At 38.8% G+C, this 22,567-nt stretch carries 21 protein-coding genes, 1 tRNA gene and 1 other RNA gene; all 23 read right to left on the minus strand.

Annotation, left to right across the window (positions count from 1 at the left end; genetic code table 11):
* Positions 1-42: 42 nt before the first annotated feature.
* The gene (locus E7K77_RS02910) at positions 43-855 is read right to left on the minus strand and encodes a C40 family peptidase (RefSeq protein ID WP_008714242.1); all 813 of its coding nucleotides are present in this window, start codon (positions 853-855) and stop codon (positions 43-45) included.
* 84 nt (positions 856-939) lie between these two features.
* A complete protein-coding gene (locus E7K77_RS02915) occupies positions 940-1,950 on the minus strand; it encodes a glycosyltransferase family 2 protein (RefSeq protein ID WP_004696372.1) in 1,011 nt (336 codons plus the stop codon).
* A gap of 377 nt (positions 1,951-2,327) precedes the next feature.
* Positions 2,328-2,705, minus strand: a complete 378-nt coding sequence (locus tag E7K77_RS02920) for a hydrogenase expression/formation C-terminal domain-containing protein (protein WP_008714244.1) — start codon at positions 2,703-2,705, stop codon at positions 2,328-2,330.
* Between the two features lie 50 nt (positions 2,706-2,755).
* A complete protein-coding gene (locus E7K77_RS02925; protein ID WP_038125459.1) occupies positions 2,756-3,352 on the minus strand; it encodes a HyaD/HybD family hydrogenase maturation endopeptidase in 597 nt (198 codons plus the stop codon).
* On the minus strand, positions 3,345-4,154 hold the full coding sequence (cybH, locus tag E7K77_RS02930; protein WP_038125462.1) for a Ni/Fe-hydrogenase, b-type cytochrome subunit: 810 nt from the start codon (positions 4,152-4,154) through the stop codon (positions 3,345-3,347). The genes E7K77_RS02925 and cybH overlap by 8 nt, the downstream gene beginning before the upstream one ends.
* Before the next feature lie 14 nt (positions 4,155-4,168).
* Positions 4,169-6,070 (minus strand): nickel-dependent hydrogenase large subunit, encoded by a 1,902-nt coding sequence (locus tag E7K77_RS02935; RefSeq protein WP_004698603.1) that lies wholly within the window; start codon positions 6,068-6,070, stop codon positions 4,169-4,171.
* Positions 6,070-7,209 (minus strand): hydrogenase small subunit, encoded by a 1,140-nt coding sequence (locus tag E7K77_RS02940; RefSeq protein WP_021148324.1) that lies wholly within the window; start codon positions 7,207-7,209, stop codon positions 6,070-6,072. Before E7K77_RS02940 ends, E7K77_RS02935 begins: the two co-directional genes overlap by 1 nt.
* 274 nt (positions 7,210-7,483) lie before the next feature.
* Positions 7,484-7,813, minus strand: coding sequence for a thioredoxin family protein (locus E7K77_RS02945; protein WP_021148325.1), 330 nt, complete (start codon positions 7,811-7,813; stop codon positions 7,484-7,486).
* 57 nt (positions 7,814-7,870) lie between these two features.
* An RNA gene (gene rnpB, locus E7K77_RS02950) (RNase P RNA component class A) lies at positions 7,871-8,221 on the minus strand.
* Positions 8,222-8,270: 49 nt separating this feature from the next.
* Entirely contained in the window at positions 8,271-9,374 is a 1,104-nt protein-coding gene (locus E7K77_RS02955) for a Nif3-like dinuclear metal center hexameric protein (protein WP_325306045.1), read from the minus strand.
* Positions 9,375-9,389: 15 nt separating this feature from the next.
* The gene (locus E7K77_RS02960) at positions 9,390-10,121 is read right to left on the minus strand and encodes a tRNA (adenine(22)-N(1))-methyltransferase (protein ID WP_195394652.1); all 732 of its coding nucleotides are present in this window, start codon (positions 10,119-10,121) and stop codon (positions 9,390-9,392) included.
* A 192-nt stretch (positions 10,122-10,313) separates the two neighbouring features.
* Positions 10,314-10,388, minus strand: a tRNA-Ile gene (locus tag E7K77_RS02965).
* A gap of 65 nt (positions 10,389-10,453) precedes the next feature.
* On the minus strand, positions 10,454-11,017 hold the full coding sequence (gene folE, locus E7K77_RS02970) for a GTP cyclohydrolase I (RefSeq protein ID WP_325306046.1): 564 nt from the start codon (positions 11,015-11,017) through the stop codon (positions 10,454-10,456).
* Between the two features lie 86 nt (positions 11,018-11,103).
* Positions 11,104-11,847 carry a 4Fe-4S cluster-binding domain-containing protein gene (locus E7K77_RS02975; RefSeq protein ID WP_195394651.1) on the minus strand — a complete coding sequence of 248 codons (744 nt, stop codon included), beginning with the start codon at positions 11,845-11,847 and terminating at the stop codon, positions 11,104-11,106.
* A complete protein-coding gene (gene queD / locus E7K77_RS02980; protein WP_004696395.1) occupies positions 11,834-12,172 on the minus strand; it encodes a 6-carboxytetrahydropterin synthase QueD in 339 nt (112 codons plus the stop codon). The genes E7K77_RS02975 and queD overlap by 14 nt, the downstream gene beginning before the upstream one ends.
* Positions 12,173-12,377: 205 nt before the next feature.
* A complete protein-coding gene (gene rpoD / locus E7K77_RS02985; RefSeq protein ID WP_325306047.1) occupies positions 12,378-13,538 on the minus strand; it encodes an RNA polymerase sigma factor RpoD in 1,161 nt (386 codons plus the stop codon).
* 28 nt (positions 13,539-13,566) lie between these two features.
* Entirely contained in the window at positions 13,567-15,339 is a 1,773-nt protein-coding gene (gene dnaG / locus E7K77_RS02990) for a DNA primase (protein ID WP_004698524.1), read from the minus strand.
* A 255-nt stretch (positions 15,340-15,594) separates the two neighbouring features.
* Positions 15,595-17,196: a ribonuclease Y gene (gene rny / locus E7K77_RS02995; RefSeq protein WP_004696400.1), complete on the minus strand. Its 1,602-nt coding sequence runs from the start codon at positions 17,194-17,196 to the stop codon at positions 15,595-15,597.
* A 118-nt stretch (positions 17,197-17,314) separates the two neighbouring features.
* Positions 17,315-17,758: a regulatory protein RecX gene (locus tag E7K77_RS03000; protein ID WP_325306048.1), complete on the minus strand. Its 444-nt coding sequence runs from the start codon at positions 17,756-17,758 to the stop codon at positions 17,315-17,317.
* A gap of 2 nt (positions 17,759-17,760) precedes the next feature.
* Positions 17,761-18,801: a recombinase RecA gene (gene recA / locus E7K77_RS03005; RefSeq protein WP_004696404.1), complete on the minus strand. Its 1,041-nt coding sequence runs from the start codon at positions 18,799-18,801 to the stop codon at positions 17,761-17,763.
* A 4-nt stretch (positions 18,802-18,805) separates the two neighbouring features.
* A complete protein-coding gene (locus E7K77_RS03010; protein ID WP_278471770.1) occupies positions 18,806-20,053 on the minus strand; it encodes a competence/damage-inducible protein A in 1,248 nt (415 codons plus the stop codon).
* 37 nt (positions 20,054-20,090) lie between these two features.
* A complete protein-coding gene (gene rimO, locus E7K77_RS03015) occupies positions 20,091-21,437 on the minus strand; it encodes a 30S ribosomal protein S12 methylthiotransferase RimO (protein ID WP_004696407.1) in 1,347 nt (448 codons plus the stop codon).
* A gap of 59 nt (positions 21,438-21,496) precedes the next feature.
* Entirely contained in the window at positions 21,497-22,534 is a 1,038-nt protein-coding gene (locus E7K77_RS03020) for an ABC transporter substrate-binding protein (protein WP_325306049.1), read from the minus strand.
* Positions 22,535-22,567 lie beyond the last annotated feature (33 nt).

The raw sequence follows: 22,567 nt of genomic DNA on the forward strand, positions 1-22,567 counted from the left end.
CAAAATTGATTCGTATAGCCTCTTTTATAGCTAGTTATTAAATTAGCGTACAACGCGTTTTGCGCCGATGTAACGTTCACCCCAATAGCCAGTATCAAGATCTGCTACTGCAACACCACGACTGGAAGTGGCGCTAATGAACTTGCCATCGCCAATATAAATGCCAGAGTGAGATGGACCTGGTTCATATGTTTCGAAGAATACCAAATCCCCTGCTTTCAAGTTCGCACGAGAAACTTCAACACCTACGTTATACTGTTCATCTGCCAAACGTGGTAAGGAAATACCTTGTTTTTCAAATACATATTTAACATAACCAGAGCAGTCAAAGCCACTTGGAGTAGTACCGCCAAATACATATGGTACACCGCGGTATTTGTCAGCTTCTGCCAAGATTGCGTGAATACTGCTAGGTGTTTCATTTTTCGTAATATTGTTTAATTTAACGTTCTTGCCATTAATGGATTGACCAGCGATACGACGGGATGTCGCGTTGCTGTTTGTAAAAGCGGATTTCGTTGCTACTGCTTTAGTCGCTGCATTTTGAGTCAATACTGCCTTCGTAGAACGAGGAGCACCCATCAATGCGTTATACGTAGCAGGGCCTACGATACCATCCACTGGAAGGCCACGATCTTGTTGGAACAAACGAACTGCCCACTTCGTTTCCTTACCATATACACCATTTTTATCTGTAGCATTATAGCCGTGTTTAATTAGTTGTTGTTGAACCGCTGTAACACTTTTGCCCTTATCACCATATTGTAATGTTGTTGCGCCAACCATGGCTGTTGTGGCACACACAAAAGTTAATGTTAATGCCGTTATTTTAACCTTACTATATTTTGACTTCATATGCTTCCTTTCCAAAAAACTTTTAAAGTAAGTTATTTATTCAAAATATACTAACCGTCTATTTATTTGCATTCACAAATACAGCTAGTCTTCTTTGCTCTTGTTGGTATAAGCCTCTGGTGCCATAAAAACATCTGCACTACTTGGTCCGAGTAACGGAGCCTCTTCATGCTCTTCAAAATTTATAGCTGACTTAACCCAATACAAAGGCCGTTGCTTCACCTCTTCAAAAATACGACCTACATACTCGCCAATAATTCCCAGTCCGACGAGTTGAATTCCACCAATAAACAAGATTGATACGCCCAAGGTTGTCCACCCATTCAAAGCTTGTCCTGTAAGATATACATACAAAAGATGTAAAATGAGCAAAAAGCTCATTCCACCACAAAGTACACCTACATACAAGGCGGCCCGTAAAGGCACCCTTGAAAAAGCGGTTACACCATCCAGAGCAAATCGAATCATTTTACGCACACTAAACTTTGAGACACCTGCAAATCGAGGTGGTGCCACAAAGTGCAACTCTGCTTGTCTGTACCCTAAGGCGCCGACAATACCACGTAAAAATCGACCATGTTCTCTGAATCGTTTCAACGTGCCCAATGCTTTACTATTCATGAGGCGGAAATCGGACCCGCCTTCAACAATAGGAACATCGGCCATTTTGTTCATTAGTTTGTAATAATACTTAGACGTGAAAGATTTAGCCCAACTAGCGTCATCAGTTGAATCGCGTATGGTACGCACCACATCATACCCTGATTCCCATAATCGAACTAGTTCAGGAATCAATGCTGGTGGATGCTGCATATCACCGTCCATTGTAATGACTGCATCGCCATGAGCATAATCAAGCCCACATGTAAGTGCCGTTTGATGCCCAAAGTTACGAGCCAGCAATAACACTTTAACATGTTTGTCATTGAATGCAATTTCACGCAGTATCATAGCTGACGAATCACTAGATCCATCATCCACGAAGATTAGTTCATAATCATATGTGAGACCTGACATAACATCAGTTACAGCTTTATAAAAGTTCGCTATATTTTCCTCTTCGTTATATACAGGCACTACAATAGAAAGTAACATAAATCCTCCAAAGTATTTTACTCACATATTTTATGTTAATTAGTAAATTAAGGCAAATGCTAAAGGTTAACAATAAGCCTAATAATGTTTATAAAGCCAGTAAATAAGCCATTTCTCTATAAAACACCAACAAAACACTTCATTTATCTTTTATATAATTATAGCAAATTAATATAATATCAATTCATTTGTAAAACTAATTAATAAAACGATTTATAAAAAATATTTATTTTAATAATATGGAAATAAATATGATTATTTCTTACTTTATTAACTATTAATCAAAAATTTGTATGTATTTTTATCACAAATTTACCGGAAATATCTATTTTCATCTATTTTTCATAAAAAAGGAGACCCGTTAAGGGTCTCCTTTACTATAATCCAGCAGCATCAATCCAAGATTGTAAATCTTCCTCCGCCAGTTCCATATCCTCTATATAAGCACCAGCTACAACTGGATACTTAGCGACCTCTACGGTATGTAAAATTGAGTCATCACGACCATTTTTATAAGTCCCAATCCAGATTCCAGAAAATTGTGATTCATACCATTCTACAGGTTGATCAGTTTCATTAAAGTTAATCGTAATATGACCGCGTCCAAGTGTTTCTAATACTTCAACTTGTTCTTCCTCTGTTAAACCCGTTTTTTCAATATAAATCGAATATGTCTCACCAGTTTCACGCAAATTCTTTAGAGCCAAACGCAACTCATTTAAAACGGCGCGAACATTACCATAATTTTCAATCATAAATACTCCTATACAGAGACTATCTTTACATTCTATAAGCTATCTATATACTATATGAAATTTTCACTTTGTGCTTTAGGCTCAGCTACTACGCCCCATTCTCGTAGTACATTCAAAACACGCTTCTTAACCTCAGGCAAGGCGCATTGTACCGGCTCGCTAGGTTCAAAACCAATTTCCAATGATTCCGGCTCTACACCGATAACCACTGCATCTTCTAATGGATCCTCTTGAATAGCACGGATACGTAAAATATCTTGCATTCCTACTTCATGTACAGAAATATGTTCCGTAAAATATTGTTCTAATTCCTTATGAGGAAATTCATATATAGTTCCTGGAGCATCTCCGCCATTAATAGCGTCTACAAGAAGGATTTTCTTCATACCACGCATATACGTAAGTAATTCCATTCCCATAGTGCCACCGTCAATAATGGAAATCGCAGGCGTAAATGTGAAAGATTCTTTCAATTCTTTTACTACATGAACACCTAATCCCTCATCGGTAAGCAAAATATTGCCGACTCCAAGTAGGATAATTTCATTGTCTCCATCATCATAAAGGCTGTTTAAATCAATACGCGGACCCTTTGAGTCCGCGTATTGTTCCAAGCCACTAATAATATCAGTACTTGTTTTAGTCATTTTCTTGTAATTCTCTTTCTCTAGGATCATTAGGATCACTTGGACGATATGTAGTACCAGATGGTTTATCAATACGTTCCCCACGACGACGTTTACCATTGAGGTCTTCAATATCAATTGGATCATGAGCGTAATATTTCATACCGGAAACCATAGCCGATACTTCGCCGGATTCCTCCATAACATCTTCTCGGAATGCCATATACACGTGAACAATAGTAAAGAACAAGAATCCCCACGCAATGTAGTGATGGATAACATGAACTTTATATTCACCACCAAATAATGTGACTACTGGTGCAAATAAAGTTCCTAAAACACCATTAGGGTCAATCATAGAATACATTGCAAAACCCGTTAAGATTTCAAAGAAAAACATAATGTATACCATCATATACGCAGTTCTAGCTAAAGAATTACGAAGCCAATGATGTTCATGTTTTTGAGGAATCATTAAATAGTGCAATGTTGTTTCTTTAAGACCGTACCAATACCGTTTTTGGCGGAATTTAGGTAATAATCTATCTCCTCGATTCCAAAGAGCTCCTGCAAATCGGAAAATAAAGGAGAATGTTAAGATAACCCCTGCAGTGAAATGGATACGACGCATAGTTTCCATAGAGAACCAGCCATCAATAGCAAAAGTTGGCTCTGGATTACCTGTGATAGCTGCAAATCCGGGATCACCGATATATAGACCTGTCCAAAATAATGCAGTTACGCTTAGCACCATAGTCCAGTGGAATATGCGCAGCCATAGACTAAATACGACATACGCCTTTTTGTCAGTATGTATTAACATAAGTCCACCACCCTTTATTTACACAATGCATCTGTATTGACGGAAACAATTTTTTCGCCTTTTTTATTGTATAAATGGGTTGCACATGCCAGGCATGGATCAAAGGAGTGAATTACCTTCAAAATTTCAAGTGGTTTATCCGCAATTTTTACATGTGTATCAATCATGGAATCTTCATAGGCACCATGTTCATTAGCTGCAGTTTTAGGGCATGCATTCCATGTAGATGGTACGATACATTGATAGTTTGCAGAGCGTCCATCTTTAATATGTATCCAGTGCCCCAAACCACCACGAGGCGCATCTACAAGACCAACACCTTTAGCATCTTTATCCCATGTATTTGGTTCAAACTTAGTCATATCCGCTACTGTAGTATCACCATTTTTAATATTAGATACAAGTTTGTTAAAGAAGTATTGGCTAATATTTGCCGCTACTTGTGCATCAAGGCCACGACATGCCGTACGTCCCACCATAGTAGTCATCCATACATGAGCTGGTACACCCAATACTTGTGATACTGTATCAATTTGACGAACAATCATAGATTCAGCCCAAGTTGGGTCTTTGATTATGCCTTGTTTTACCTTTGTATACACAACAATATATTTTGCTAATGGACCAACCTCTGCAGTTTTCCCTTTGAAAGTTGGAGATTTAATCCAAGAATATTTTTTATCTTCATCAAGGAATTCCCATTTTTCTTTTGTACCAGATTTAGGACCTGTAAATTTAGGATCAGTAACACCTTCAATAGGATGAAGTGTTTTTGTTCCATCTGGATATGTAAACCAGGAATGATCAACCTCTTCACTAAGGTATTGAGGATCCATGAAATCTTTACCTTCTAATGGGATGAATGTTGCTTTATCTACACCTAATGCAAAGTTCTCAACAACACCATTGGAACGAACAATACATTTCTTATGATAGTCACCATTAGAAATACCGGTGTACGTATCATCAGGATAATCGCCATAGGACATAACGCGTTTCTTCGCAAGGCCACCACCATCGATCATACCTTTTTCTACATATATTTTACCGATAGCTAATAGATCTGGCACGTAGAAATTATCAACTAAGTCTTTAGTCAATGCAATAGATTGCTCTACAGCAGCAAGGCGTTGCGTATTAATAGGGGCATTCATATCATTCATAGAAATAGAGCATGGCATGCCACCTACGATGTAATGAGGATGAGGGTTTTTGCCACCAAATACAACATGAGGAATTACAATATCCCGTTGACGATCAAGAATGTTCAAATAATGAGATACGGCCATCAAATGAACTTCTGGAGGTAACAAGTTATAATCAGGATGATCCCACCATTGAGCGGAGAAAATCCCCAATTGGCCTGATTCAACTATTTTCTTAACCTTTTGTTGTACAGCCGTAAAGTATGCTGTAGTAGCCTTAGGAAACTCTTTAGGATAGGCAGAGTCTTTTGATGCCGTTTCCGCAGGTGCTAAACCGCTCACATTATAAGTTGCTAATACATCATTTTGTAATTGAGCGGTTTTAGCAGGATCTGCACTAAGAGCTGCTACCGGACTAACCCAATCAAGCGCATGTAAGTGATAGAAATGCACGATATGATCATGCACATCTAGACTACTATGCATGATATTACGTATATAGTTTGCATTTTTAGGAATTGTAATTCCAATTGCATCCTCTACCGCACGTAATGCTGCCAACGCATGTGTTGTAGTACATACACCACAAATCCGTTGTACGAACGCCCAAAGGTCACGAGGATCGCGATCTTTAGCAACAAGTTCGATACCGCGCCAAGCAGTACCAGAAGACAATGCGTCCTCTACTTTACCACTCGCTTCATCAACTTTTATTTCAACCCGTAAATGACCTTCAATACGGGAAATCGGATCTACTACTACGCGTTTCATTAGTGACCTCCTCCATTATTATGTTTCTTTTCATCCCATAAGCCTTGTTCTTTTAAGCGTTTTTCTTCTTTCATATCAAGAATTTTATTACGCGTAAGAGTTGCTGCACCATGAACGATAACCGCTGCAGTGGCACCAACGGCAGCTACTGTACCGATTGTATCAGCAGTTGTGATGGTATTAGCCAATGGAATATCTGGTAATCGTTTGTAGAACACATCATTATCCCAAAAGCCCTTTTCAGAGCAACCAATACAGCCGTGACCGGATTGAATTGGATAGGATAAACCATTCCACCAACGCAGATTACCGCAAGAATTATATGTTTGAGGCCCACGACAACCTACCTTATACAAGCACCAACCAGATTTAGATGCATCGTCGTCGAATTTTTCAACGAAGAGTCCAGAGTCAAAGAAGGCACGACGGTAGCATGTGTCGTGAATACGATTGCCATAAAATTGTTTAGGACGGCCTTGCGCATCAAGAGGTGGAATTTGACCAAATAATGCATAGTGCATGATTACACCAGTCATAACCTCCGGAATTGGAGGGCAGCCAGGAACCTTGATAATTGGCTTACCAGATACAACGGAAGATACAGAAACTGTATTTGTTGGATTTGGTTTTGCAGCCTGTATACCGCCCCAAGAAGCACAAGAACCATATTCTATGATTGATGCAGCTCCTTTAGCTGCTTCTAATAGGGATTCTTTAAATGTACGTCCACCTACTGTGCAATAAACACCATCTTCATCAAGTGGTACGCCACCTTCAACAGCCAAGATATATTTACCGGCTTTTTCTTTGATGATTTTTTCTAAATGTTCCTCTAGTGGTGCACCAGACGCTGCCGCCAAAGTATCATCATATTCAAGAGAAATCATGTTCAAAATAACATCAGAAGTAAAGGGAGAGGATGAACGGATAAAAGATTCACTACAACCAGTACATTCATGGCCATGCAACCAAATCACCGTAGGTAATTCAGTTGTTTCGGCAGCCTTAACAACGGTGTCTAACATCGTTGGAGGTAAACCTAAAATAGCAGTGAGTGCTACACAGGATTTCATAAATGTGCGTCGACTCAAACGGCGTTCTTGGAAGAGTGTCCACAAACTATTTATACGATTCTTCATGGAATATAGCCTCCTTACAACAACTTTGCGCAATATAATTATATTACTTAATAAACTACAACGTTTATGACAGAAATCATTTTTATGAGCTCACTCTATCAGTTTGACGAAGTTCAACCAGCATGATGACAATCATATTTTTACTATTTTATTATATCACTTAACATTTTTGAAAACTATAAAATTTAACAAAAAAGCTGTATATAAGAAATTAACTTTTCTTATATACAGCCTCATGTTATTTATTTTCTACGAATTTCTAGTTATTAATTAATTAGATAACTTCCTTTATTAGAGACTCAAGGATATCTGCTTTTTTATAACCCACAAGGGAATCAAGCATTTTACCATCTCGGAAGAATACTAAGGATGGAATACCATCAACATCTTCTTTTAACAAAATACCTCGAAGATTTTTATCTTCTGCATCAACACTAAAGAATTCTACTTGACCTTTTAAACGCTCTGCTACGTCTTCAATCTCTGGACGCATAACGGTGCAAGGTTCGCACCAACCAGCCCAAAAATCAACAATAGCTAAACCTTTAGCGCCAAGCACTTTCTCATCAAATTCTTGTACACTAGTAATTGCTGTAATTGCCATAAAGTTCTCCTAACAAAGATCTACAATCTTATATACTATCAATTATATGTTAAATATAGAAGCAAGCAATCAATAAGCCGAGTTCTGTTCCACTTGCGCGGTGACGATTATCTTTCTAGGCGTACAGTCGCCTGCACGCTCGAGCGACACAACCCGGAAGGTAGGCGGGACCACCCTTAACCCTTCCCTATTCGGTCTTGCTCCGGATGGGGTTTACCAAGCCAGCCTGTTACCAGACTGCTGGTGAGCTCTTACCTCACCTTTCCACCCTTACCACTTACGTGGCGGTTTCCTTTTCTATGGCACTTTCCCTAAGGTTACCCTCGCCAGACGTTATCTGGCATCCTGCCCTATGGAGCTCGGACTTTCCTCGAGTCTTATAGACTCGCAACCGTCTTTCATACTTGCTTCAATTCAGTTTATCATAGCTAACAATTTGTTGCAAGAAAATGCATCATTACACAAAGAAGAAATCATTTTGTTCTGTGAAAGCTTTCACAGGAACAGCAAGCCCTGCAGAGATTAAATAGTCACGTAAACCATGTGCCACTATAGACTCAGTTCCAAAATGCCCCGCATCAACTACGAGTAAGCCCAACTCCTTAGCCATTTGCGCCTCATGATACTTCACATCGCCTGTAATATAGGCATCTATATGTAATCGGGCAGCATCCTTAATAAATTCTGCACCTGCTCCGGAGCATAGAGCAATGGATTGAATCGCTTTCGGCACAATACCAGCAAAACGAATGTTAGCATCAGGCAACGCCTCTTGTACCCATTCACGGAAAGAATCTAAGTTTAATGCATTAGGCAAGCGACCTACCCGGCCTAGATATTGAGTTGAACTAGTAGGCTCAACTATATTTAAAACCTCATAAGCCACCTCTTCATACGGATGAGCTGATTTCATAGCCGCTACGACTTCGCTTAAATGCGTACCATCGACTATAGCATTTACTTGTACCTCAGGAGCCACTGTCAAAGCACCAGCTGACCCAATGACAGGATGAGAATCTTCATTACCAACAAAGCGCCCTTCACCATGGATACTGAAACTACAATACTCATAATTACCAATTCGGCCTGCCCCTGCATCGCCCATCGCCATACGAACCGCATCAGCCGAGCTTTCAGGTACAAAGGTGGTCACCTTATAGAGCACCTCTTCACCAGTTTTAATAAAGCCCTTAATATCTGTGAGGCCCAATTGTTTCGCCAACATATCATTGAGACCGCCTGGTGCAATATCAAGATTTGTATGTGCACTGTATACGGCAATTTTATGTTGAATCAGCTTATTGATCGTACGCCCTTGAGCAGTATCACATGATATCTGTTTCAACCCTTTAAAGATTAATGGGTGGTGACTAACAATTAAATTACAATTTTGTTCAATAGCATATTCTACGGTTTCTTCTGTTACATCTAACGTAGTCACTACACCTGTAACAACTACATTCCGATCGCCCACCATTAAACCTACATTATCCCAAGACTCTGCATACGAATGCGGTGCTAATTGCTCCATCAAGGTAATAACTTGTTGAACTGTTATCATACAACTCACTTCTTTCTATTTATTCTCTAAAAGATTACGAAGAAAATTAACTTCCTGCTCTAAATCCTGATATTTATCAGTATAACTTAATTTCTCTGTCATATCATCTAATGCACATTGTCGTTGATATATTAAATACTCTATATATTTCATCCAAAGTGGTGGTCTATCTTGTTCCAATAAAGCCCCTACAGACCACAACAAGGAATCTTCCGGTAACGCTTGATAAACATCTATATATTCAGTCATACCTGTATAAGCTTCTACACAATCATTGCGTACTGCTAAAAACGCTGTATAGAGCTTACCAGCATCTTCTACAATGATTTCTAAAACGATAACATATCTCTTCTGAACCATGTATTGACGCAATTCTTTTTGTCCATTCTGTGGTTGTAGTACATAGAACTCTAATGGTTCTGGGCCTGCATCTACAATATCTCGCATTAAGAAGCCACCCATACCACAACAAATAGCACCGTTCAACTCGCCCTTTTCTGTCACTTTAAGACCATCGCCTAAACGACAATCTACTTTAGCGGCTAATCCACAAGACTCAATATATGCTCTTGCAGATTCTAATGGGCCTTTATGCACATCCCCGGCAATGACATATTCAGCGCGTTGACGATTGATGAGCTCTACCGCTAAATAGCCGTGATCGGTACCGATATCGGCAATGGCATGAGCCTTAGGTACGATTGAGAATACCGCTTCTAGGCGGTCCATCATAGGTCTAGGTTCCATAACTTCCTCTACTATTACTAATCATTTATTCTTAATTACTAATTCTTGATTATTTTCTTACTTATTTGTTCTCGTTTATATAGCTCTAAACACAATACTATTCTGAAATAATCTCTATTATGTTACCTCAAAATGAGCTACATATAAAAATAACCGTCCTTGAAATCTCAAGGACGGTAGATATCAACATAATGGTGGGCCCACCTGGGTTCGAACCAGGGACCGACCGGTTATGAGCCGGTTGCTCTACCCCTGAGCTATAGGCCCTCAGTTAGTTTCTAGCTTATTAATTATACCGAATAGACTATCATTTAGTCAAGGAAACTCAAATCTTAAGACTGTTTCATTAGCATAAAACGGTGAATCATATGATCTTCGTTAAATACGCCTTTAGTAGTTAGTGTAGTCGTTTGGCTATCTGTAGATTTAATGCCTCGTGCACTCATGCAGCTGTGCGACGATATAATGTGCACAATAACATCATTAGACCCTGTCGCTAAAGAAATTATTTCCGCAATATCTTCACCAATTTTTTCTTGTAGTTGTAAACGCTTGCAGCACATTTCAGCTATGCGGGGAATCTTAGATAAACCTATGACACGACCTTTTGGAATGTACCCAATACTGATACTCATATCATACATCAATGCCATATGATGTTCACAATGAGAGAAGCAAGTAATATCCTTTACTACTACCATTTGATTTGTATCTACAGCGAAGGTTTTACCATACATTTCTGCAATTTCAGCATTTGTATACTGAATGCCTTCATATACCTCTTCCATCATTTGAGCCACCCGTTTCGGTGTTTCTAACAAACCGTCCCGATTAGGATCCTCACCTAATGCTTCTAACAACTGATATATAAGTGATTCTATTTTTTTTGTATCCATATTTACCCCTTTATATCAAGATTCCATCAGACCTCATATCATACTATGCATTAGAAAAGATACTGACACTACACATCCTAACAATACTATACACCCTTTGCATCTGGATCCCAGACAAATTTATGGATTTGCAGTTGAAATCGTACATTCTGTAAATTATATGCTTTCATATAATCGATAATCGATGCCGGCTCAATCTGTCCCCATACAGGCGATACATATATTTGAGCCACTGTAGGATATTGTTCAATTATGCGACGCATACAATCCAAATCTTCTGGGGAGCCAACGACAAACTTTATGAGATCTCGTTCTGTAGCCACCTTGAATATATCTACATTCATAGACTCTTCGGCTAAAGAGGACGGTGTTTTATAATCATAGGTAAACCACACATTATCTCTATGAAAACTTGGAATAATCGTGCCATTTGTTTCAATATTGAAATCATAATAGCTAATATTAGGTATCTTTCGTTTATCAAATTTATCTACATCATTGATAGGATTCAAATCACTTTGACTTGATGTACTGGTTTGTATCTTTAAAGCCTTCCGACGAGTTAATTCATCAATTAACTCTACAACAGCAGCTTCCTGTAATAGAGGCTCCCCACCAGTAATAGTAATGCGATGATTGCCTAAGCTTTCAATAACATCCGCCACCTCACATATAGTCATCTCTGTGAAAACACTATCAATGCCGTAGCTATAAGTCGTGTCGCAATAGGAACAGCGAATATTGCAATCATGGAGGCGTAAAAATGTAGTCAGCAAACCTTGCCGACTACCTTCCCCATCAATAGAGGCAAAAATCTCAATCACGTTCATAAATAGCTGTGTTCCCTTCAGATTCTTGAACCTCTACTTTAAAGCATTTTGGGCCCAATTCATCAGCGATCCATTTCGCCATATTCTCCGCAGTGGGATTAATGTCGCCTAGTACATCGTTGATATGGCGATGATCCAAGCGACCATGAATTTTTTCTTTAATAATCGTAAAGTCGATGACCATCCCGTTATGATCTAACTCTTCAGAGCGTGCATGAACTGTAATAATCCAGTTATGCCCATGAAGATTTTGACATTTACTCGGATAATCTAGTTTTAATTGATGAGATGCACTCACCTCTAACCGTTTAGTAACTGTAAACATTATATCTCCTATCCATCACATAAGCTTTTAACTTATATCTATTACATAAGACTTATCGCTATTACATGAAACCCTTCTCTACTACATAAGTCTTATCATAAAATGCTTTTTATTGTAAGATATTACCATTTTTTATTATAACACAAAAGGGTTGTAATACAGTGCTATACAACACTGCATTACAACCCTTAAGAGATTCAAAATCTTATAAGAAGTCTTTGATTTTATCACGTTTACCGCGGTTGCGCAATTTAGTAAGCGCTTTACCTTCAATCTGACGAATACGTTCTCTTGTTACATTGAAATGTTGACCAACTTCTTCCAATGTACGAGGCTTACCATCCTTCAACCCAAAACGTAAAATCAATACTTGTTGCTCACGATCAGTTAAGCATGTAAATACATCTTCAATTTGCTCTTGCAATAAAATGTAGCTAGCTGCATCGTCTGGAGCAATTGCATCTTGGTCCTCGATGAAGTCCCCTAAATGGGAATCTTCCTCTTCACCAATCGGAGTTTCCAAGGATACTGGCTCTTGGGCGATTTTCTGAATTTCACGCACCCGCTCTACAGTAATTCCCATACCTTCAGCAATTTCTTCTGGCAATGGCTCACGACCTTTGTCTTGCAACAATTGTCTAGAAATACGAATCAATTTATTAATTGTTTCTACCATATGTACAGGAATACGAATCGTACGAGCTTGGTCTGCAATAGCACGCGTAATCGCTTGACGAATCCACCATGTAGCATACGTCGAAAATTTATAACCTTTAGTATAATCGAATTTATCTACCGCTTTAATCAGACCTAGGTTACCTTCTTGGATTAGATCCAAGAACAACATACCGCGACCTACATAACGTTTCGCGATACTTACAACTAATCGCAAGTTAGCATCTACCAATTTTTTCTTAGCCTTTTTGCTAAGTTGAATATCTTTATATGTAGCATTCTCTTGTGCACCAGCTTCGATTTGCTTAGCTAATACGATTTCTTCGTCAGCTGAAAGCAATGGTACGCGACCAATCTCTTTTAGGTACATTCGTACAGGGTCATCAATATTAACACCAGAATCAACACTTAAATCGATAGAAATTTTCTTCTCGCTAGAAACTTCGTCTTCATCTTCATCCGTTTCAATTGTATGACTATCTGTATCATCAGCATCAATATCTGCCACAATCTCAACATTCAATTTACCCAAAGTCGTATAAATATCATCTAATTGTTCCGCAGTAATTTCCGTCTGCTCATGAAGAGCATCTGAAATCTCGGATTGTGTCAACACACCGCTCTTACGGCCTTTTTCAAGAAGTTGCTCAACAATCTCCTCTATTTGACTTTTTTGTACTTTCTTAGCCACAGCGCTCTCCTTTTTAACCATTAATGATTTACTTAGACCATTCTCTAATTAAATTCTGTATTTCCTGACACTTATGTAATTCGCTAATAAACGTCGAATCTCCTGCTCGTTTTAATTGATCCGCCATAATTGAATGCGCTTTATACTGTTCACGCAATGAATGGAGCCTTATCTTACGGATTAATGCAGGCACTTGTACCTTGTATTCATCGTCACTCATGACGACCAACCTAGAGTAAATATCGTATTCTTGAGAAGATAAAACAGATTGAATTGCAGTTTCATCTAGACGACCTTCGGACTTATACAAGGTGAATAGCTTTTCTATTATACCTCGATATTCAATTTTTTCAAAGTCCTCTAATGGCAAATAGCTCATCATATGTTGTAATACTTCGCCATCTGTGAAAGCTAAGGACAATAATTTTTCCGCATCCCCCTTTGGTAAATCCTGTGTTGGCAAAGGTGTTGATGCAGTATCCACTAATTCAATTTGTCCTTTTTTCACATAATCTCTAAAGTATCTAAAAATAGTACTATTATCAAGCCATAATGGCAATGCCAATGTTTTTAAAGCATCATCTCTCTGTGTTTGACTATCTATATTTGCAATATATGGGAAAACATCTGCCATAACAGCCTGCTTCCCTTCTGTATCATTTGTATCGTGTTTAATCAAAGACTCACTTAATAGATAATCAAGAGGTTTAACAGCTTTAGCAACTAACTCCTTAAATGCCTGTCCCCCATGATTACGCACATAATCATCTGGATCTTTGCCGTCTGGCATAGCAAGGACACGCACCTTAAAATCCGTATTTTGCAATAACTCAATAGCCCTAGCAGCCGCTTGACGACCAGCACCATCCATATCATAAGCTAACACGATTTCTTCAGCTTGCCTCATCAAGATATGCCCATGATCTCTTGTATAAGCAGTCCCCAATGATGCGACTACATTAGTAACACCATGATTATGAGCGGATATAACATCCATATAGCCTTCTACAAGAATAGCTTGTTTTTCCTCACGAATAGATTTATAGGCCTTATCAAAGGCAAATAAGAGTTTACCTTTTTCAAAGATTGATGACTCTGGAGAGTTTAAATATTTTGGTGTACTATCATCCATAACGCGCCCACCAAAAGCAACTACTCGCCCTTTACCATCCATAATGGGGAACATAATTCTATTTCTGAAGAAATCATAAAATTGACCCTTTTGATTCTTTCGGACAAGATTCAACTCTAAAAGAATGGAATCATCAATGCCACGCTCATGAAAGGCACGATATAACTTATCCCAACCATCAGGAGCAAAACCAAGCTTAAATGTTTCTATGGTCTCTTGTGTGAGCCCTCGCTTTTTCAAATAATCTAATCCCACTTTACCAATAGACGTTTGAGTGAGACAGTTATGGAAAAAGGTAGCCGCTAAATCAGAAGCTTCATACAGTTTTTTGCGTCTTTCATCTCTAGCTCTTTGTTCAGGTGAAAGTTTCGCCTCTGGCAATGGAATATTAGCTCGATTAGCTAGCCGCTCTAGGGCTTCTACAAAGGTTAAATGCTCTAATTCCATAAGAAATTTAATAGCATTTCCTGATGCATGGCACCCAAAGCAATAATAAAAACCCTTTTCAGGGGCTACACTAAAGGATGGCGTTTTTTCATTATGAAATGGACAACAACCCCAATAGTTCTTGCCGCGTTTCTTTAAGGCTACATGCTCGGATACAACTGACACGATATCATTAGCATCTTTGATTTGTTCAATCAACTCATTTTCAAAATATCGGCTCATAGCCAACGCCTCCTTCCCCATATATATATTAATTCTATATACAAATAAAAAATCCTCTATTTGTAAAGCATTTCAATCAATTAAATTATTAAAAAAGTATAAATAACTTGATACGAATCATAGGAATCATCATCTACAACGCAATGTACATGATGATTCCTATACGCCGTATATAGCAATATATAATTACCGAAACTTTGATAACAATAGGCTGCAATGAAAACATTGCAGCCTATACTTATCGCTTATAGCATATTATTTTGCGTAATCCACAACGCGAGTTTCACGAATAATTACGACCTTAATTTGGCCTGGATATTCAAGTTCTGACTCGATGCGTTTTACGATATTCCGAACAAGTAATGTAGACTCAGCTTCATCAATCTTATCCGGTTTTACTACAACGCGAATCTCACGACCGGCTTGAATAGCAAAACATTTTTCAACGCCTTCGAAGGATTCAGCGATTTCTTCCAATTTAGATAAACGTTTTAAGTAGTTTTCTAATGTTTCTCGACGTGCTCCTGGACGGGCAGCGGAGATAGCATCAGCGGCAGCTACTAATACAGCTTCTACAGTTTGGAACTCTTCATCACCATGATGAGCACCAATACAGTTAATTACTGCTGCACTTTCACGATATTTACGAGCCACATCAACACCGATTTGAACATGAGAACCTTCAAGTTCACGGTCTAATGCTTTACCAATATCATGAATCAAACCACCTCGTTTAGCCAAAGTTACATCACAGCCTAGTTCAGCTGCCATTAAACCTGCTAAATGAGATACTTCAATGGAATGTTTCAATACGTTTTGACCATAACTAGTACGATATTTCAAACGGCCCAAAATCTTAACAATTTCAGGATGTAAGCCATGAACATCAGCTTCAAATGTCGCTTGTTCACCAGCCTCTTTAATAGTTTGGTCCACCTCTTTACGAGCTTTACCAACCATTTCTTCAATACGAGCTGGATGGATACGACCATCTACAATCAATTTTTCCAGCGCAATACGAGCCACTTCACGACGAATTGGATCGAAGCCGGAAAGAATAACTGCTTCTGGTGTGTCATCGATAATCAAATCAATACCTGTTAATGTTTCGAGTGCACGAATGTTACGGCCTTCACGACCGATAATGCGCCCCTTCATTTCATCATTAGGCAATGCCACTACGGATACGGTAGTTTCCGCTACATGATCAGCTGCACAACGTTGGATAGCAGAGGAGATAATTTCTTTCGCTTTTTTCTCCGCTTCATCCTTAGCTTGCTGCTCCATTTCCTTAACCATAATCGCCGTTTCATGACGGATTTCTTGTTCCACATTCGTTAATAAGATATTTTTTGCTTCTTCGAACGTCATGCCAGAAATACGTTCTAATTCTGCCATTTGTTTTTCATACAAAGCTTCTACCTTTTCACGGCTTTGGGCTAAGTCAGCTTCTTTGCGATGTAAAGCTTCCTCTTTGTGCTCAATATTGTCTAATTTTTTATCCAAAGATTCTTCTTTTTGAAGAATACGACGTTCCATACGTTGAAGTTCAGAACGACGATCTTTATTTTCTCGTTCTACATCAGAACGGAGCTTATGAATTTCTTCTTTCGCTTCTAATAAGGCTTCTTTCTTTTTAGACTCAGCTGTGCGTTCACCATTTGCAATGATGCGAGCAGCCTCTTGTTCAGCTTGATTCAGTTTTCCTTCAGCAATATTTTTTCTTAAAAAATAGCCTACCCCTAGTCCAATCAGTACCATTACCACCGCAATTAGACTATACTCTAAAATTTCTTTCACCTCCTTTTTATTTCTCAAAATTGAGCTTTCATGCTCCTTTTTATGCCCTTTATGCATTAAATTATCAATTAGCCATATCATCATATAAATAAATAAGGCTATTATTAATTTTAGACTTCAAAGCCCTTTCTGTCAAGATTTTACAAGCCTACCAAGGCCTCTCAAAAAGCAGAATTTATTCATAAAAATCATTGCATACAACTTGAATTGTGCTTGTTGAGAACCCCCTGTATTTGAGAAAACTAAAAACTTTTACCCGAGGAGTCTTCTCTTCATTGAGAATAGATCCAAATTTTTTTTCTACCACCCGATAAGCAGCTTTTACCTCATCATAAGCAGAAATATCTTGAGGAATCGCAAGTCCTCGAAGTTTCATTTTTTGCTTAATCATATAAACACCGTATTTCTGTTCTTTCATAAAATACGCTAATACTTGCTCAGATAAACGTTCATCATTAATGTAATCATAATCTTTAAGGCGCTCAAGGACCCTCTCAATGATAGGGTCCTCGAATTGTTTACGTCTCATTTTTTGCGTCAGCTCATAAGAACTAAGGAAGCGCTGAGCTAGGAAGCGATACGCTTGATCCATAGCAGCTTGCATCGTTTCGTCACTCATGATTATACTTCTTCAGTTACTTCTTCACCAATTACATCGATTTCTTCAGTGCCAACAGCCAATGTATCACGAATAATGCGATCGATTTCATCAGCTATTTGTGGATTCTCTAACAAGTATTGTTTAGCCGCTTCCTTACCTTGCCCCATACGTTCCCCATTATAGGAGTACCAAGCACCAGATTTATTAATAATTTCCATATTTGTACCAATATCAATAAGTGTGCCAGTTTTAGAGATACCTTCGCCATACATCAAATCAAATTCAGCTGTCTTAAATGGAGGTGCCACCTTATTTTTGACAACTTTGACTTTTGTTCGAGCGCCAACATTTTCGTTGTTTGCTTTAATTAATTCCCCTTTACGAACATCAAGTCGTACGGAAGAATAGAATTTCAACGCACGACCACCAGTCGTTGTTTCAGGATTACCGAACATAACACCTACTTTTTCACGCAATTGGTTGATGAAGATAACAACTGTTTTGGATTTACTGATGATACCAGTCAATTTGCGCAAAGCTTTACTCATCAAACGAGCTTGTAAGCCTACGTGAGCATCGCCCATTTCGCCATCGATTTCCGCTTTAGGCACCAAAGCCGCTACGGAGTCAACTACAACGATATCTACTGCACCACTGCGAACAAGAGCTTCTGTAATTTCTAGAGCTTGTTCTCCATTATCTGGTTGAGAAATCAACAAATTATTGATGTCTACCCCCAAGTTGCGAGCATATACAGGATCCATCGCATGCTCCGCATCAATAAATGCCGCAATACCACCTTGTTTTTGAGCTTCTGCTACAGCGTGAAGAGCGACTGTTGTTTTACCAGAAGATTCTGGACCGTAGATTTCAATTACACGACCACGAGGGAAGCCACCTACACCAACAGCAATATCGATAGCAAGAGAACCAGAGGAAATCACCTCTACATTCATGCGATCTGCCGCTTCACCAAGACGCATAATAGCACCTTTACCAAAATCTTTTTCAATTTGTTTTAACGCGTTATCCAACGCTGCTTGTCTGCCATCTACAGCCATTATTTTATTTCCCCTTTTCTGTTATATAAGTATAAACATAGTATAGTGCTAGCTCTGCCGCACTTTGTCTAATATCTTCTCGATTGCCAATTAAATTAGCTTTATGGGCCACTGTGCCATATGGACCAGTAACACCAAACCATACAAGACCAACAGGCTTTTCTCGAGTACCACCTCCAGGACCAGCTATGCCTGTCGTAGAAACAGCATATGTTGTTTGGCCAACAGTTCGTGCCCCCTCTGCCATAGCCTTAGCCACTTGTTCACTAACAGCGCCATACGCATCTAACATATCTTGTGGTACACCTAAAACACGATGTTTCACATCATTACTATACGAAATGACACCACCCATATAGTACTCACTACTGCCACTGACATTAGTCAGTAATTTACCAACCAATCCTGATGTACATGATTCAGCAGTACTAATAGTACTATGTTCCTCTAACAAGGTTCGACCTAATGTTTCCTCCATAGAAATTGTTAAGTTGCGCCCTATGCGAGAGCCTAAGCGTTCTCGTATGATTGCATCCCAAGGATTAAGCAGGTCTTGTGCCGCTTCTAATGTTTCAGCCTTAGCAGTGATACGAACCTCAATGTAGCCTTTTTTAATGAGCAAAGCTATGGTCGGATTAGATTGCTTCTTAATTAGATCCATCAAGGTGCTTTCTAAATCAATTTCACGAATATCATATACGCCATAACGATAGGATGTAACAACACCTTGAGAACCAAATCGGCCATTTAAATAAGGAACTACGCTCTCTTGGAACATGTCCTTCATTTCTCCAGGAGGTCCAGGTAAAAGTATGTACGTAGTGTCGCCATCTTCAACGACGACACCTGGAGCAACTCCAACAGGGTTATATAATACTTTCGCCCCTTCTGGTAATTGTGCTTCTCGCCGACTCGCATCGGGTATAGTACGGTTTACACTTTTAAAAAACCTTTCAAGCTCATTCATGGCCTCTTGATTAAACACAATAGGTCTGCCAATTGAATCGGCAAGTACATTACGTGTAATGTCGCCCTGCGTAGGTCCTAGCCCACCAGTACTAATAACGATATCAGCCCTTGTACTAGCGAGCTGAAAAACTTCAGCCATCCGTTTCGGATTATCACCTACCACCGATTGATGGGCAATGGTATATCCTAATTTATTTAACTCTTGTGCTAGCCATGATACATTCGTATTTACTGTATCACCTAGCAATAATTCTGAACCTGTAGAAATAAGTTCTACAATCATCAGATCACCTCCACAATCGAATGTATCGAACTGTGTATTATTCTACAACCGTAGCTACTACATCATAAGCAAAGCCTTGCTCTACTTGTACCTTAAGAATATCACCAGGTTGAATGTCTTCACCACAGTCTTCAATGTACATATTACCATCTACATCAGGTGCTTGAGATTTCAATCGACCTTTTGCAAGCAAGGTGTTATTCTCGCCTTCTTCGATTTCCTCTACCATCGCATAATCAATGGTACCTTCTAAATTGCGATTATTCTCTTCAGAGATAGCAGCTTGGATGGACATAAGAACGTGATAACGCTCTTCTTTGACCTCTTCTGGTATTTGGTCTTCACGAGCACCAGCTGGTGTACCATCTTCTTGAGAATACGTAAATACGCCCATATTATCGAATTTGATTTCTTTTACAAAGTCACAAAGTTCCTCAAATTGTTCATCTGTTTCACCAGGAAATCCAACGATGATAGAGGTGCGCAATGTAATATGAGTCGGTGCATTTCTAATCTTCTTAAGCAAGCGCTCAATATCATTGCGATCGTCTCGGCGATTCATTTGTTTCAAAATATCGTTATTAACATGTTGCAATGGAATATCTACATATTTACAAAGCTTTGGCTCATTAACAATAATATCTAACAATTCATCAGAGAAAAATGTCGGATATAGGTATAGCATGCGAATCCATTCTATGCCTTCTACAGTTGTTAATTCTTTTAACAATGTCGTCAATAATGGTTTACCAGCATTAAGGTCGATACCATAGCTCGTTGTATCTTGAGCGATAAGGACAACTTCCTTAACCCCGGTCGCAGCCAATCGTTCCACTTCAGCCTTAATAGACTCGATAGTACGACTGCGGAATGCACCGCGTACCTTAGGAATAATACAGAATGTACACCCGTTATTACAGCCTTCTGCAATTTTTACATATGCACTATAACGAGGTGTTGTTTGAATACGAGGCATGCGCTCATCATAGATATTCGTAATATTTTCCATGATACAACTGCGATTGCCGTGCTCAATAGCATCAACGGCTACCATAACTTGATCCCATGCACCGGTACCGATTAATGCATCAATTTCAGGAATTTCTTGGAATAATTCATCCTGATATTGTTGGCTAAGACAACCTGCTACGATAAGGCCCTTACAAGTACCATCCTCCTTATATTGGGCAACCTCAAGGATGGTATTTATAGACTCAGCCTTAGCTTTTTCAATAAAAGTACAGGTATTTACAACGATAAGATCTGCTTCGCTTAAGTCTTCTGTAATCGAATAGCCATTATCTCTCAATAAGCCTAACATTACCTCTGTATCTACTAAATTTTTAGCACAACCTAGGCTAACATATCCTAATTTTTTCCCCATTCTATATCCTTTCGTCACTAGATTCTTATTTATTTATTTCTTGGATTTATACAACTGACTTAGTCCTTACGGAATCGTACTTGACTAACCCAATGATTTAATAGTAACTTTTTACCTTCTAGAGTATAGCCACCATTCACAGGCCATAATACTAAATCATGCCCCATAGAATCTTTTGGCTCATCCATCTCAGGATTAGTAAATATATAAGTAAAATTCTTTTCTACCATATATTTCGCCGTTTTAGAAGATAGTAACCAATTAATAAACTCTACACTATCTGCTTTATGTTTTGAATTTTTTAAAACGGCAGCACCAGTCACATAATAAGACGTACCATCTTTAGGATAAATGATCTTAATTGGATACCCATGATGACTATATTGCGCCGCATCAGACAAGTTACCAATACCAATATTTGTCTCCCCTAGCGCAGTTAGGCGTATTGGAGTAGACAAAAATTTAGCATGTTGAACCACATGGGGCTTCAAACTATATAAGTATTCAAGAGCCTCTGGTTCCCCTTTATACTCTACCATATTATATAGCAAATTGGCCGCATTCTGAGATGCTACAAAATCGGTCATAACGATAGACCAATCACCTTGTTTTCCCAATGTATCCCATGTAGTAATATATTTACCAATGCCATTATGGAAGGTATCATTCTGAACAAATACGATGGGATCATACCAAATACCAACCCAATAGCCATTTGGATCCTTTAGATTATCACGTACCTCGTCAATACGTTCATTGACGATGGGCATATATTTACCTGCATTGGCACCAATTACGAGATTATCTTCAGAAGTTAGCACCAAATCACCAGAAGTATCAGCCACTGTAGAAGCCGACCGTTGCGACATTTGTTCCTCTGTAAGAGGCATTACAATGACTTTTACCTTTTGTTCCTCTTCATAACGCTCAGCAAGCATAGCTGTCAAAGTATTAGGTAAGTCCGTATAGACTATAATTTCACCACGAATAGGCTCTTTGGCCTGTTCTATTTGTTCTTGTTGGTAAAAGTTTATGCCATAGATCAACATTCCTACCACAAATAATGCTAAGATGCTCGGAGCAATCCATCGTTTCATATATGCCTCCCATAAGACATAAAGTATCTTAAA

The sequence above is a fragment of the Veillonella parvula genome (assembly GCF_032577575.1).
Lineage (GTDB): Bacteria > Bacillota > Negativicutes > Veillonellales > Veillonellaceae > Veillonella.